Raw genomic sequence first — 14,422 nt, 5'->3', positions numbered from 1 at the left:
AAATAGGATTAATTTGCGAAATATATGTGATAAAGAATTGCTTTTATCTTAATGATAAGGAGTGGGAAAATATGAGCTTTGATTTAAACAGGATTAATCCAAATCAGACACAAGTATTGTTTCATGATGGTCGTTTTGAAACACTCACAAATGAAGAATTAGAAGAACTAATGGGGCAAATGGGAATAAGTGAAAAATCGGATGAAATGGATTCAACAGTTACAGACTAAACGATAGGCATATTGAATTTAGCCATAATAAAAAAGCAAAAAGCCAACGGTTTCCATTGGCTTTTTGCTATTATTAAGCTTCCAATAAATGTGTTGAACCTTGATCCGTAGAAGTTCCATGCCGCAGAACTTCAAATGTATATAAATCTTTAGGAATTTCATACAAATTATAAATGAACCCATTCAGATTCAGCTGTTCATAAACCGATTTTCTTGACTCATTGGCAAGAATCACATAGGGAAGCTTTTCGGCTGCTTTTTGTGAACGGATATTTTCTTTTCTAATCCGCATAAAAATCGTGTCAATTCCTGTTTCATAAAAGAGCTCGTGAAAGAAAGCGTCCTTTGCTAATTTATTGTAGCCCATGCCATGGTATGCCTTTCCTAGCCAAGTGCCTAAAAAGCCAGCATTGTCTTCAATATCAAACAAATTAATCGTTCCAATCGGAGCTCCCCACTCATCAAGTATTGTTCGTGAAATGAGTTCACCACGTTCTTCAGCTTCGATCGTTTGCTTTGTCATAAAGACAAATTCATCATAACAATAAGCTTTTTGACGCACAAATGGGAAGACATCAGGATGTGTCATTAAGTCATACAAACTGTGGCATTCTTGAAAATCACGTTTCTTGAGCAAGGTTATCCCTCCAATTAGAGGACAGTCCTTCTCCATGCCAAATAGAGATTACGGTCCACCCTCGAAATTTTTTGTATGTTGCTAAAAAATTTCGGGGTGGGAATCGAACCCACTAGAACCAGTATGACTGGTGGCGCACCATTTGCCTTCCCTATTCTATCGTTTCCGATATAAAAATTCATCTTACAAAATTGATAAAAAACTATTTTACTATCGTATAATACTAAAAAAAAATAAAAAAGGGAATAGGTATTTTGTGAATTTTTTTCAACAAGTTTCAACAGTAAAATTCTACATTTTTTACGATTCCGTATATTCGAAGACACCGTTTATCATTGTCCATTTTGGTTTTGCAAGAAAATGAAAGGGGTGATGGCTCCAAAGGACTAAATCGGCATCCTTTCCGGGTTCAATACTGCCTAGCTGCTTGTCCACTCGGAGATTTTTCGCTGGAAGAATGGTAATTCCCTCCAAAGCCTTTTGCTCTGATAAACCTTCCCGAACGGCGATAGCAGCGCATAAGTTCAAATACTGAATAGGTGTATAAGGGTGGTCAGTTGTGATGGAAACTTCTACCCCATGGTTCGTCAGTTCCTGATAGGTTTTCCACGTTTTATTCTTAAGCTCCACCTTCGAACGTCTTGTTAAAGTTGGACCAACTGATACCTTTAAATTAAGGTCAGCTAATTCTCCTGCAATGAGATGACCTTCTGTACAATGCTCAATCCTTAAATCAAGATTAAATTCCTCTGCAAATCGAACAGCAGAAATAATATCGTCTGCACGATGGGCATGAACCCGAACAGGAATTTCCCGTTTAAGAGCTTGAATAATGGGAGCGGTTCGTAATGATTCAGGCTGATCTGTACTTGCAGCCTCATAGAATACTTCCCGAAGCTTTCCCATAATTCCCATTCTGGTGATGGAGTCTTTATTTCCCTGGCTGTGAATTTGCTTCGGATTTTCGCCAAGAGCAATTTTCAACCCTGCGGTTTCCTGAACAAGCATTTTCTTAATATTCTTCCCAGCTGTTTTAATCACAGAAGTTGTTCCGCCAATAACATTTGCACTGCCGGGCATAATATGAGCGGTAGTAATCCCATATTTTACTGCATCAGAAAATGCGGGATCTAGCGGGTATACGCCATCCATTGCCCTAACGTGGGGAGACATGAGCTCAGCCGTTTCATTGGCATCATTTCCTGCCCAGCCTGTCCCTTCATCATACAGGCCAATATGTGTATGAACATCAATAAACCCTGGAAATAAATAATGGTTATGACATTCGATGACATAAACATCTGGACCTGAAACATCTATTTTTCCGATTCCGGCAATTTTCCCGTTTTCCACTAAAACATCGCCATAAAACGCAGAGGCTGTAACCGGGTACACATTGGCGTTTTTCAATAATATTTTTGTCATAGTATTCCTTTCTGGCATCAATCTTTTTTTATCTATTTTAACAACTATCATCATAATAAGGAATAATATATTCAATAGAAAAAACCGCATGGAGCGGCAAAGGAAGTTTATTTCTTTTCTTGGCGTTTTTTATAAAGGAAGTAAATTCCAATCGATGCAAATGCAATAATGATAATGGGCATCAAAAAGGGCTTTGCATAGTCTTTAATATCCCTCCAATGGTCTCCTAGCTCCATTCCTAATAATAAAAATAAAACGGTCCAAGGAATCATTGCTGCTACAGTATATAAGGTGAAGGTAGACAAAGGCATTTTGGAAATGCCAGCAGGAATAGAAATGGCATGTCGAATAACAGGGACAAATCGAGCTGTAAATATGACACCTGTTCCATATTTCTTAAACCATTCCTCTGAAGCATCTAAATGAGATTTTTTGATTAATAGAAATTTCCCGTATTTATCCAGCACGGGCCTTCCGCCATAAACCCCAAGCCAATATAGAAAAAGCTGCGCAAAGGTTCCACCGACAACACCAGCGATTAGAGCACCCCAGAAATGAATTTTTCCAGTGCTTATTAAATAACCCCCATAGCTCAAGACAATTTCACTTGGTATGACTTCAACCATTAGACCAAGAGCAATTCCAAAATAACCAAGCTGTGATAACATGTCAAAAATAGAAAGGACGAACTCTTTCAACTTGAAAACCCCTTTATAACTTCAAATCGGAATCATTAGAAAATCCCAGTCATTTGAAGGATGATGATGGAGAAGCCAAGAACCCAAACATAAACAGCAAAGATTTTGAGTGATTTTCTTTTTAAGAAATTGATCATCCAGACAACTGCCATATACCCAAAGATTGCAGAAGACAGAGTAGCGACAAATAAACTTCCAAAGGAAATGGCTTCCGTGCGGCCGGAAAGCATCTCGCCAAATTGAAGGACAATACCGCCAGCTATCGCGGGTATAGACAATAAAAATGAGAAATAAGCGGCTGTTTCTCTATCCAGTTTTCTAAATAGCCCTGCCGCGATCGTAAGGCCTGACCTTGAAACAGCAGGAAAGATGGCCGCCGCTTGAAATGTACCGATAAATAATGCATCCCCATACGAAATACTCTCCATTTTCTTTGCCCCATTACGAATTCGGTCAGCAAACCAAAGAATGATCCCAGTGAATAAGAATTCCCAGCCAATCGTAATCCCAGACTTTGAGATGGAGTTAAATAAATCACTAAATAAAAAGCCAACAATGACTGCAGGAATTGTTCCAATGACTAGCAGCATCGAAAGCTTGCCAAAAGGATTTTTTATAATTTGTAGAAGTTCGTTTTTGTATACAACAAGCACAGCAAGCAATGTCCCGACATGCAGCATCGTATCTAGAAAGAGGCCAGCCTCATCCAATCCAAATAAGTGCCTCCCTAAATACAAATGCCCCGTACTCGAAATAGGCAGAAATTCGGTTAGACCCTGGATTATCCCTAAAATAAAAGCTTCAATCTTTGACATCAAATGGCATCACCCTTTAAACAAACTTACAACCTAATGAATAAGATTCTTTTGTCAGTAGCAATAGAGGTTGTCTTTACAAATTGTATTCATCTTGTCCTAAACAAGAACTGAAAATGGAATCTAATGGTTAAGCAATAAAAAATGTGTGAAATAAAATGAAACATTTTTGCAGCTAAGGCGTAAATAGTAACATAAGAGGAATTATTGATATGTGCTCTAAACTTCTTCAAAAATTTGAAATGGGGGATGGAATCATGCCATCACAGGATGAAAGATTATTAGCGACAGCCATTTATGTTACAAGTTTTTTTACAACGATTGTTGGGCCGCTAATCATTTGGTTATTAAAGAAAAACGAATCAGCCTTTATTGATAATCATGGGAAAGAATATTTTAACTTTGTGATTTCCTATGCCGCGTACGCCTTGATCAGTTCAATCTTAATGATTGTTCTAATCGGTTTCGTTACGATCTGGATTGTAGGTGTACTTGGATTTATTTTTACAATTGTTGGTGCAGTAAAAGCTTACGAAGGAAAGGAATACCGCATTCCGTTAGTATTTAGAATTCTTCGATAATGCATGAAGTCTAGGGGATTATAAATCTCTTAGACTTTTTTTATTTTTTTTGAACGATTTCTGAACTTAGACGTCTTATAGCTGGAAACAAAATAATGACTCACTGAGGAGGAGATGAAACATGGAATCATTACTAAGTATTAATTGGGCAATTATTGCTCCCATAATTGTGATACAGCTTATTTTATTGGTGATTGCTGTTATTGATTTAGTCCGCATTGAAAAAACAAACGGACCGAAATGGATGTGGGCACTTATTATCTTATTTGGAAATCTAATCGGCTCTATTCTCTATTTCATTATTGGAAGGAGAAATCATTAATGCCAGAAGTTGTCACAGTTAAAGGACTGAAAAAAAACTTTAAAGACCTTGAAGTCATTAAAGGATTGGATTTTACTTTAACAAAAGGAAAGTGTATAGCTCTGCTCGGAGCAAATGGTGCCGGAAAAACGACCACTTTGCAAATGCTTTCGGGCCTAATGATGCCAACCTCTGGCAGCATCGTCTTTGATGGACTTGAGAAAGGGGCGGATTTTCGAAAATGGATCGGATATCTTCCGCAGCATCCAGTTTTCTACGAATGGATGACAGGCAGGGAATTTCTAGAGTATGCAGGGAAATTAGCTGGATTACCAAAAAGTGAATCAAAAGAACGTACGCTTGAGCTTCTTGAAATGGTCGGTATTGCTGAAGCGAAGAACCGCCGGGTTGGCAAATACTCAGGTGGAATGAAGCAGAGGTTAGGGATTGCACAGGCCATCATTCACAAGCCCAGATTAGTTATGCTGGATGAACCTGTATCTGCTCTTGATCCGTTTGGCCGCAGGGAAGTGCTCGAGCTTCTTGACATGCTGAAAAAGGAAACGACCATTCTTTTTTCCACACATATTCTAAATGATGCAGAAGAGGTTTGTGATGAAATTCTATTTCTTCATAATGGGGAAATAATCGAATCTGGAACGATGGAAGAGCTTCGTGAAAAACATCAGCAGGCTAAGATTGAGCTAGTATTCCGCGGGAAGGCTGATGAATTTGCACAGGAATTTTCCAGTTTAGCATTATCTGTTTCAGTGGAAGGGAACATCATCAGTATTGTATCCGATGATGTTGAAAGGACAAAAGAGGCTGTTCTTAAAGAGGTTATCGAAAAAAACTTGCCATTAATTAAGTTTGAGATTAGCAGAACTAGTCTAGAGGATGTATTTATGAAGGTGGTGCAAAAATGAACCAGTGGATGGCTCTTTTTAATAAAGAAATGGTTGAAATGTCAAGAAACTTTAAATGGGTTTGGGTTCCACTTGTCTTTATTTTGCTTTCGGTCAAAGAACCATTAACAGTATATTACATGCCTCAAATCCTTGATGCTTTAGGAGGATTGCCTGAAGGGGCAGTTATTCAGCTTCCCGTACCATCTGCTTCAGAGGTTATGGTTTCAATCCTTGGTCAATTTAACACTTTAGGTGTTTTAATTATTGTTTTAACTTCAATGGGCTTGATCGCTGGAGAAAGAAAGAGCGGTGTAGCAGGCTTAATTTTGGTAAAACCAGTTTCTTATACCTCTTTTATTACGGCAAAATGGGCGGGTGCTATTGCTTTACTATGGGTTTCTTTTTTTGTAGGCTATCTAGCATCATGGTATTATGTCATCATTTTATTTGAAACAGTTCCTTTTGCTGATTTTATGCAGTCATTCTTTTTAAACGGAATCTGGTTGTCATTTGTATTAACGGTGACTGTTCTCTTTAATTCAATCTTAAAATCCCCTGGGGCTGTTGGTTTTGTCTCACTTATAACTGTCATCTTACTTAGTATCATTAATAGTCTATTCGCTAATTGGTTAGATTGGAGTCCCGTTCAGCTTCCGGCTTATACAAGTCAATTGCTGTTCTACGGGGGAGCTCCCAAAGAGACATTCCCATCCATGATTGTTGCAATAATTTTTATTATTTTAATGCTAGCAGCAAGCATTCGTATATTTCGAAAAAAAGAACTTGCATAGAAGAATCCAATTTTTTGGATTCTTTTTGTTTTTTTCACAAAAGAAATCATGTTTCCCGGAGAAATTTAATAGATATAGAAAGAGACTCTATTAATTTTGCATAAAAACCATTTATTAGGAAGGAATTTCCTTTTATTTATGTTGGGAGATTATTTGGACATGAATATACAAGAATATTATCAAAAAGCAGCAGCTAGTTCCTTAAATGCCAGCCTCGCTTCACTTATCCCTCCGTTTTTTCTTGCCGTTTACGGGATAACTATCGTTCAAAATGGAAAAGTGATGATCATTATGATCCCATTTTTAATTTATAGCTTTATTTGCTACCAGTTTTATTTAATAAATGATAAGCGTACGAAAGAAATATTTATGCAGGAGGCAGTCGAAAATCATCGTTTACTAGATGAGAATCAGGTTCTTATTACATTTCTGCCAGCTCCTACACTTAAAATGCTAATCTTTCATTCAAATGGACAGCAAATTGGTGAAATAAGGGATATGAATTTTTGGACATTTCGCTGGTTTTTACCATACTTTATAGATGGACTATTCAAAAAAAGGTATGGTATTTATGATCAAGCCAATCACTTAGTAGGCAGCTTTATTTTGAAGAACAAGGAGATAAAAATATTAGATTCCGATTTAAATACCGTTTCAACCATTCATTACAATTATTCAAAATCCAAATCAGTATATGTTTTTGAAAAGGGGAATAAGAGGATCCAAGTGAAACAGTCATCATCATTTACAGACTATCAGTTTATTCATAGTAATAGTGTTTTTGGCAGGTTTCGAAAGGGCTGGATGCCATTGGAATGGGGAAATCGATTTAAAGACCCAAATACGCCAATCTTTACATTTGAACAATCATTATCGTCAAAGGACAAGCTGTTGATGTATGCCATCTTAACTAAATTATTGCGGTGTTCGAATCACTAATAGAATGAAACAGTCCCCTCATGCAGATAAATGGTTTCTTATAGGCTAATATAGTATATTAATCAGTAGAGATTTTGCATCAAGATATTAGTTATGAGGTGTAGCATGAAAAAGTTTCTGCTAATTGTGGGCATAATCGTACTGTGTTTATTTATTGTTGATAAAATGATTCTCAAGGATAAAGGGATTGTTACGAACTTTAATCAGAAATACGAAAAACTTGAAAATCCTGAAACGATTCAAACGGGTATAGAGGAAGGCAAAAGGGCACCTGATTTTACCCTTTCGGATTTAAATGGGAATACAGTAACACTTAGCGATTATAAAGGGAAAAAGGTGCTGTTAAATTTTTGGGCAACTTGGTGCCCTCCTTGTAAGGCAGAAATGCCGCATATGGAAAAGCTGTATAATAAATATAAAAATGATGGATTTGAAATACTTGGTGTAAATGTAACAACATCTGAAAAAAACAGAAATGATGTTGATCAATTTGTGGACGATTATCAATTAACCTTTACAATTCCGCTTGATGAAAAAGGACAAGCATTTAGTGATTACAGCATCATGGTCTACCCAACAAGCTTTTTTATCGATTCAGATGGTATTATCCGTAAAAAAGTGTTAGGGGCAGTTGACGAAGATGCGATGGAAAAACTAATACAACGCTTGCCTTAGAAGAATAGAGAACGACATAAAAAAACTGCATTGCTATTCATTGGCAATGCAGTTTTTCCCATTTTCTACTGAAATATCTGCTAATTTCCCATTAATTCTGCGTTTTCGATAGAGCATCATTCCTGCCTCGGCAATATCATTCACTGCAGAGCGATTAATAAAGGCACCAAATAAGAGTCCCGCAATAGGGATCATTTGAAACAGTTTCTTCCAGCCAATTTGATCTCTATAAGTAAACACAACCTCGCGCCATCCTTGAATTTCTGAAATCACTTCTCTTTTGGCATGATCATTTGGCGAGTCGATTAAGGATAACTGCTGCAGGATAGCCTTTTTCCCAACGATATCAGAAGATACGAATTGCAGGACTTTTACCATATACATTCTTTCTTTTTTATCTTTTGGATCGTATCCATAGCAAATTGCAATGTCTTGAAGGGTTTTTAACTGGATCCCAAGAAGAAGGGGAATATCTAGTGACAAGGTTAGAATACCGCCAACCCCTGTGCTCGCTCCTTGAACAGTAGCCAGCCGTTTCCGATTACTCGTCAGTTTTGTGACAGCAGCATCCATTTCAGTAATAGCAATTAAGTGGACATCCTCTAATTGATTGATTTGCTTGTCAGGATAATATGACTTAATGGAGGAAACAGAGCTTAAATACCTTCCACCAGATTGAATGTATTGGCCAAGCTCATCAAGGATGACCCCGATTTTCTTCTGTAGGAAAGCGGGTGTGAACTTGTCCAATAGCTTAAATGGCAGTCTGCCAAGCTTTTCCCAAAACCATAAGTCATTTTGCGCTTTTTCCCAGTCTTCACTCTTTTTTAATTCAATAAGTAATTGCTCCTTAGTCTCCATTTTTGCATAATCCTTCCCGTTTTTTGATACATACATATACGTTATATAAGTAATAAAGTTTCAATTTACACTCTGGAGTACTAGAAAATTGTTTATTTTTATAACCCATGTTACTATTTTCTATAATCGAATAATATTCCTTCGGGGCAGGGTGAAATTCCCAACCGGCGGTGATGAGGAAAGATCCTCTTAGTCCGTGACCCGGTTTCAATATTGAAAACGGTGGATTTGGTGTAAATCCAAAGCCGACAGTTAAAGTCTGGATGGGAGAAGGAATGGACAAGCTTGCGTAAAAAAGACTTTTCTTTACGTTTATTTTGCTATGTTATTATGCCCCGTACAATTATTTGTACGGGTTTTTTTCTGGAGAAATTCAAATGAAAGGAGGAAATTAAATGTTCACAGGAATTATTGAGGAATTAGGCACAGTTGAAAGATCTGCCCAGATTGGAAATTCGATTAAATTAACGATTAAAGCCTCAAAGATTATGCATGACCTAAAGCTTGGCGACAGTATTTCTGTTAATGGCGTCTGTCTGACTGTGACCGATTTTAATCATGACGGCTTTTCCGCAGATGTTATGCCAGAGACGTTTAAAAGCACCTCCTTGTCATCTTTAAAGGAAAGGAGCAAGGTTAATCTTGAAAGAGCTATGGGTGCAAATGGACGTTTCGGCGGCCATTTCGTGACTGGCCATGTGGATGGCACAGGAAAAATACTGAAAAAGACAGCAAATGAAAATGCTATTTATATTGAAATATCAGTGCCAAGTTCATTTAGCCATCTTCAATTAATGAAAGGGTCTATCGCCATTGATGGAACGTCGTTAACAATTTTTGGGCTTACTGAACAATCGGTGACAGTTTCGATTATTCCCCTTACTGCAAAGGAATCGGTAATTGGACTAAAGCAAGTTGGGGATATTGTCAATTTTGAGTTTGATATGCTCGCCAAATATCTGTATTCATTCGTGACAAAGGAACAAATTAATCAAGGAAAGAATACAGGAATTTCTGAGGACTTTTTAAAAGAAAACGGTTTTCTTTAAATTATTTTCATATTAAATAGGCAAGCAGGAGGGAAAGCATGTTCAGTGAAATAGAGGCAGCATTAGAAGATTTGAAAGCAGGAAAAGTCATTATTGTTTGTGATGACGAAGATAGGGAAAACGAAGGAGATTTTCTATCGATTGCCGAGTATGTAACCCCAGAGACAGTCAATTTTATGGCGAAAGAAGGAAGAGGACTCATCTGTACTCCGATTTCTAAAGAGCTGGCAAGTAAACTTGACCTTATTCCGATGGTGGAAAAGAATACGGACAGCCGAGGGACAGCATTTACTGTATCGATTGATCATAAAGAAACAACTACTGGTATCAGTGCTTTTGAGAGGGCGTTTACAATAGAAAAAATGCTGAAAGATGATGCACATCCAGATGAATTTAATCGCCCTGGCCATATCTTTCCTTTAATTGCAAAGGATGGTGGCGTCTTAAGAAGAGCAGGACATACGGAAGCTGCTGTCGATTTAGCACGTCTTGCAGGTGCGAAGCCGGCGGGGATCATCTGTGAAATCATGAAGGATGATGGCACAATGGCCCGTGTAAAGGATTTAGAGATTATCGCCAAAAAATTCGAACTAAAAATGATTACGATTCAACAATTAATTGAATACAGACTTGAACATGACTCTCTAGTAAATAGAGAGGCTGAAATCCAGCTTCCGACAGTTTACGGAAGTTTCAGAGCTGTTGGGTATACGAGTAAATTAGATGGCAAGGAACATGTTGCTTTAGTAAAAGGCGAAATTAGCGAAGACGAGCCGATTCTATTAAGAGTTCATTCGGAATGTCTTACTGGAGATGTTTTCGGTTCGAATAGATGTGACTGCGGACCTCAGCTGGAAGCCGCATTGGCCCAAATAGAAAGGGAAGGGAAAGGCATTCTTCTTTATATGAGGCAAGAGGGCAGAGGAATTGGCCTCATTAACAAAATGAAGGCTTACGAGCTTCAAGAAGAGGGGTATGATACGGTTGAGGCAAACCATAAGCTTGGTTTTGGCGATGATTTACGTGACTACGGAGTTGGAGCCCAAATTTTGCGGGATTTAGGTGTGAAAAAAATGCGGCTCTTAACAAATAACCCGAGGAAAATTGCCGGATTGGCAGGGTATGGGTTAGAGGTTTTAGAACGTGTCCAATTGCAAATGCCTGCAAAAACTGAAAATGAAGCGTATTTAAAAACGAAGCAAACGAAGCTTGGCCATTTATTAAAATTTTAATAGGAGAGATGAATAATGAAAAAAGTAATTGAAGGACATTTAGTCGGGACTGGATTAAAGATTGGGATTGTCGTAGGAAGATTTAATGAATTTATTACTGGAAAATTATTAACTGGTGCTGAGGATGCCCTTAAACGACACGGTGTAAAGGAAGAGGATGTAACTGTAGTTTGGGTTCCAGGAGCGTTCGAAATCCCATTAACAGCGAAAAAGCTTGCTGAAGTTGGTGGATATGATGCGATTATTACATTAGGTACAGTGATAAGAGGTGCAACACCACACTTTGATTTTGTTAGTAATGAAGTTGCTAAAGGGGTTGCTTCAATCGGAATGCAGAGCGGAATCCCTATTATATTTGGCGTATTAACGACTGATACGATTGAACAGGCAATTGAACGTGCAGGTACTAAGGCTGGAAATAAAGGCTGGGATGCAGCGGTCGGTGCTATTGAGATGGGTAATTTATATAAACAAATTTCTCAATAAAAATTGATTGCGATTTTCTGTTTGCGCTTTAAAACGTTAAATAAACATAAAAATTTTCAATTTTTGCATATTTCGACAAACTAAATGAAAATTTTTGTATACAATAGTGACAATTATATATTATGTAGTATTGTCGGAGGTAATATATGGAGGTTTTTGTTGCGAGGCAGCCAATTCTAAATGCTAATGAAGAAGTATTCGGATATGAGCTTCTTTATCGCAGGAATGAGAAAGTGAATGCATTTCCTAATATTGACGGTGATCAAGCGACAACAGAACTGATCGTTAATAGTTTTTTAAATATTGGGATTGATAAGCTTTCTAATGGTAAGCCTTGTTTTATTAATTTTACTGAAAAACTGCTTAAACTTAGGCTTCCTACTTATTTTCGACCGCGTGAAATAGTTGTTGAAATTTTGGAATCCATTGAACCAAGTGCTGAATTAGTGGAAATTTGTAAAGAGCTGAAGGAATTGGGCTATCAGATTGCATTGGATGATTTTGTTTTCAATGAAGAAAATAAATATTCATATGATCTTCTTAAATATGCGGATTTTGTAAAAGTCGATTTTCTTTCCACTACAGCTGAAATGCGTGAGAAAATTGAATGGATTGTAAAGTCAATGAATCTGAAATTAGTAGCTGAGAAGGTTGAAACGAGAGAGGAATTTAACGAGGCTCGGAAAAGAGGGTATCACTATTTCCAAGGATATTTCTTTGCTAAGCCAAGTATTTTATCTACTCGTGATATTCCAGCGTATTTTCACTCTTACTATGAAATGATCCAAAACTTTGCAACAAATGAACCGAGTATTGATCGAATTACAGAACTGATTGAAAGGGATATTTCCTTATCCTACAAATTATTAAAATTAATTAATTCCCCCGCATTTAGGCCTAAGCAAAAAATAAATTCGATTAAACAAGCAGTCGTATTGCTAGGCTTAATTGAATTGGAGAAATGGATATATGTTTTGGCTGTGCGGGAATCAACGATTGAGAAGAGATCAATTTCTCAAGAGACCATTCAAATTAGTCTCACGAGAGCAAAATTATGTGAAGAAATTGCAAAGATGAAAGTGAAAAGGGCGCCTTCACGAAGTTATTTTATGACAGGCATGTTTTCCATCATGGATTCGATTTTATCGATGCCAATGAACATGGTACTAAAGGAGCTTCCTCTTGAAGAAGAGATTTGTGACGCATTAAATGGTCGATCAAATCAATTGAAGGATGTTCTTGATCTCGTTCTTGCTGTGGAAACTGCCCAGTGGAACGTCATTAGTGAAAAATGCAAAGAAATGAGCATTGATGAAAAAGATCTATTCAAATTGTATGCAGAATCATTAAACTGGTCAAATGAACTTGTGTCAGAGGAAAAATTCTCGCTATAAAAAGGAAACCTGCCATTATTTAGAAGGCAGGTTTTTTATTCTTTAAAAATTGCAATATAGGTTCAAAATTTTGCTTATCTTTCGTTTCAAAATATGTTTTAAACGGATCACCGTGCTGATTGATTCGTTTCATAATATGCGGAATTTGAAAGTCCTCGACTCTTAACGTTTTACTTACTTCCTCCCAATAAAGGGGCGCCGCCACCGTAGCCTCTTTTGTCCCGCGTGGAGAATAGGGGCAAACAATCGTTTTCCCTTCTGCATGTTGAATATAATCAACATAAAGCCGGTTTCCTCTGTTCTTTTTCATGCGCTCAATTGTAAAAGAATCGGGATTGTTAGAAATTAAATATTCAGCTATAAAAGAGGTGAATAATCTTGTATCCTCATAAGAAAACGTATTTTCTGGCAAAGGGATATAGATTTGCAGCCCTTTATTCCCGGATATTTTCACAAAGCTGATCAATTTAAGCTGGTCTAATACGTCTTTGATTAATAGAGCCGCTTTAATAGCAAGTGCGAACTCTTTTCTTGATGGCGGATCCAGGTCAAAAACAATTTCACTTGGCCCTTTACTGTTAATAGTTTGAAAGGGAATATGAAATTCAAATGAGAGCTGATTTCCAAGCCAGAGAAATGTTTTTAAATGATTGCACACGATATAATTAATGCCTTCAGACAAGCTCGTTTCTACAAATTCAGGCGCATATTCAGGACAATTCTTTTGATAAAAGGGATCACCGAAAATGCCATGCGGGTAACGGATCACAGTTAGGAGACGATTTTTGAGAAAAGGGAGCATATACGGAGAAATCTCTCGTAAATAATGAATATAATCGATTTTCTGTATAGGCGGATCTTCCCATAATGGTTTGTCAGGATGTGTCACTTCAATATCTGAAGGCAAATTTTTCTGCTTTTGGATAAATTGTTCAAACTTGCAATCCTCAGGCTTTAGATCAAAGCGGAATCTGTGAAAGTGGGGCTCCCTCATCTGCTCTTCATAAATTTCTAAATATTTCACTTCCACACATATTCCAGGTTCGACATAAAAAAATTGATCATCTTCACTTATTTTATTTGCCTTAATCGTTTCAAATAGGGCTTTTTTTTCGTCCGGCTTCAATCCGAATAGAAATTGTCCAATTGGATGAACTTGATTATTTTGAAAAACGCCAGCATAGAAATAACCGTTCGTTTTTTCATAAGCAGTAATGAAACAAGAAACATATTTCCAATTCTTATATTTGATCCATAATGATGTTCTTTTCCCTTCCTCCCATTTATTAAATTCCTGTTTCATAAGTATCTACATAAAATAAACGTACATAACTATTTAAATATTATCCAAATGGCTATAAACCAATGGTATCTTCCATAATAATCTGTTGTACAAAAAA

17 protein-coding genes and 1 riboswitch are annotated in these 14,422 nt (G+C 37.1%); of the genes, 11 read left to right on the top strand and 6 right to left on the bottom strand.

Features of this window, described 5'->3' with window-relative positions; all coding sequences use genetic code 11:
* Positions 1-71 precede the first annotated feature (71 nt).
* On the top strand, positions 72-230 hold the full coding sequence (locus AR328_RS22920; RefSeq protein ID WP_191969152.1) for a hypothetical protein: 159 nt from the start codon (positions 72-74) through the stop codon (positions 228-230).
* 73 nt (positions 231-303) lie between these two features.
* On the opposite strand, the gene AR328_RS18360 is transcribed toward AR328_RS22920, so the two are convergent.
* The 4 genes from AR328_RS18360 to AR328_RS18345 all read right to left on the bottom strand — a co-directional run bounded on the left by AR328_RS18360 (position 304) and on the right by AR328_RS18345 (position 3,805).
* Complete coding sequence (locus AR328_RS18360) at positions 304-867, bottom strand: GNAT family N-acetyltransferase (protein ID WP_066299481.1); 564 nt, start codon at positions 865-867, stop codon at positions 304-306.
* Positions 868-1,167: 300 nt separating this feature from the next.
* On the bottom strand, positions 1,168-2,292 hold the full coding sequence (locus tag AR328_RS18355) for an amidohydrolase (RefSeq protein ID WP_066299853.1): 1,125 nt from the start codon (positions 2,290-2,292) through the stop codon (positions 1,168-1,170).
* Between the two features lie 107 nt (positions 2,293-2,399).
* Positions 2,400-2,990 carry a DedA family protein gene (locus AR328_RS18350; protein WP_066299476.1) on the bottom strand — a complete coding sequence of 197 codons (591 nt, stop codon included), beginning with the start codon at positions 2,988-2,990 and terminating at the stop codon, positions 2,400-2,402.
* A 35-nt stretch (positions 2,991-3,025) separates the two neighbouring features.
* On the bottom strand, positions 3,026-3,805 hold the full coding sequence (locus tag AR328_RS18345; protein ID WP_066299473.1) for an undecaprenyl-diphosphate phosphatase: 780 nt from the start codon (positions 3,803-3,805) through the stop codon (positions 3,026-3,028).
* Between the two features lie 257 nt (positions 3,806-4,062).
* On the opposite strand from AR328_RS18345, the gene AR328_RS18340 reads away from it, so the two are divergent.
* The 6 genes from AR328_RS18340 to AR328_RS18315 all read left to right on the top strand — a co-directional run bounded on the left by AR328_RS18340 (position 4,063) and on the right by AR328_RS18315 (position 8,000).
* The gene (locus AR328_RS18340; RefSeq protein ID WP_231735000.1) at positions 4,063-4,386 is read left to right on the top strand and encodes a DUF4870 domain-containing protein; all 324 of its coding nucleotides are present in this window, start codon (positions 4,063-4,065) and stop codon (positions 4,384-4,386) included.
* 121 nt (positions 4,387-4,507) lie between these two features.
* Positions 4,508-4,708: a PLDc N-terminal domain-containing protein gene (locus AR328_RS18335; protein WP_066299468.1), complete on the top strand. Its 201-nt coding sequence runs from the start codon at positions 4,508-4,510 to the stop codon at positions 4,706-4,708.
* On the top strand, positions 4,708-5,613 hold the full coding sequence (locus AR328_RS18330; protein WP_066299464.1) for an ABC transporter ATP-binding protein: 906 nt from the start codon (positions 4,708-4,710) through the stop codon (positions 5,611-5,613). Before AR328_RS18335 ends, AR328_RS18330 begins: the two co-directional genes overlap by 1 nt.
* A complete protein-coding gene (locus AR328_RS18325; protein WP_066299462.1) occupies positions 5,610-6,386 on the top strand; it encodes an ABC transporter permease in 777 nt (258 codons plus the stop codon). Before AR328_RS18330 ends, AR328_RS18325 begins: the two co-directional genes overlap by 4 nt.
* 159 nt (positions 6,387-6,545) lie before the next feature.
* Positions 6,546-7,325, top strand: coding sequence for a hypothetical protein (locus tag AR328_RS18320; RefSeq protein ID WP_066299453.1), 780 nt, complete (start codon positions 6,546-6,548; stop codon positions 7,323-7,325).
* Between the two features lie 105 nt (positions 7,326-7,430).
* The gene (locus AR328_RS18315; protein WP_066299451.1) at positions 7,431-8,000 is read left to right on the top strand and encodes a peroxiredoxin family protein; all 570 of its coding nucleotides are present in this window, start codon (positions 7,431-7,433) and stop codon (positions 7,998-8,000) included.
* A gap of 33 nt (positions 8,001-8,033) precedes the next feature.
* Here the strand turns inward: AR328_RS18315 and AR328_RS18310 are convergent, their stop codons facing one another.
* Complete coding sequence (locus tag AR328_RS18310) at positions 8,034-8,861, bottom strand: EcsC family protein (RefSeq protein ID WP_066299449.1); 828 nt, start codon at positions 8,859-8,861, stop codon at positions 8,034-8,036.
* 133 nt (positions 8,862-8,994) lie between these two features.
* Positions 8,995-9,140: riboswitch (FMN riboswitch) on the top strand.
* 116 nt (positions 9,141-9,256) lie between these two features.
* Between AR328_RS18310 and ribE the strand changes: the two genes are divergently transcribed.
* The 4 genes from ribE to AR328_RS23340 all read left to right on the top strand — a co-directional run bounded on the left by ribE (position 9,257) and on the right by AR328_RS23340 (position 13,022).
* Positions 9,257-9,910: a riboflavin synthase gene (ribE, locus tag AR328_RS18305; RefSeq protein WP_066299447.1), complete on the top strand. Its 654-nt coding sequence runs from the start codon at positions 9,257-9,259 to the stop codon at positions 9,908-9,910.
* A 38-nt stretch (positions 9,911-9,948) separates the two neighbouring features.
* On the top strand, positions 9,949-11,142 hold the full coding sequence (locus AR328_RS18300; protein WP_066299445.1) for a bifunctional 3,4-dihydroxy-2-butanone-4-phosphate synthase/GTP cyclohydrolase II: 1,194 nt from the start codon (positions 9,949-9,951) through the stop codon (positions 11,140-11,142).
* Positions 11,143-11,157: 15 nt separating this feature from the next.
* On the top strand, positions 11,158-11,628 hold the full coding sequence (gene ribH / locus AR328_RS18295) for a 6,7-dimethyl-8-ribityllumazine synthase (protein WP_066299441.1): 471 nt from the start codon (positions 11,158-11,160) through the stop codon (positions 11,626-11,628).
* Between the two features lie 146 nt (positions 11,629-11,774).
* A complete protein-coding gene (locus tag AR328_RS23340) occupies positions 11,775-13,022 on the top strand; it encodes an EAL and HDOD domain-containing protein (protein WP_066299431.1) in 1,248 nt (415 codons plus the stop codon).
* Positions 13,023-13,041: 19 nt separating this feature from the next.
* Here the strand turns inward: AR328_RS23340 and ligD are convergent, their stop codons facing one another.
* The gene (gene ligD, locus AR328_RS18285; RefSeq protein WP_082677313.1) at positions 13,042-14,325 is read right to left on the bottom strand and encodes a DNA ligase D; all 1,284 of its coding nucleotides are present in this window, start codon (positions 14,323-14,325) and stop codon (positions 13,042-13,044) included.
* Positions 14,326-14,422: the final 97 nt, after the last annotated feature.

This window comes from Bacillus sp. FJAT-29937, assembly GCF_001509555.1.
In the GTDB taxonomy this organism is placed as follows: Bacteria; Bacillota; Bacilli; order Bacillales; family Cytobacillaceae; genus Cytobacillus.
This window is presented reverse-complemented; position numbering and strand designations above follow the sequence as displayed.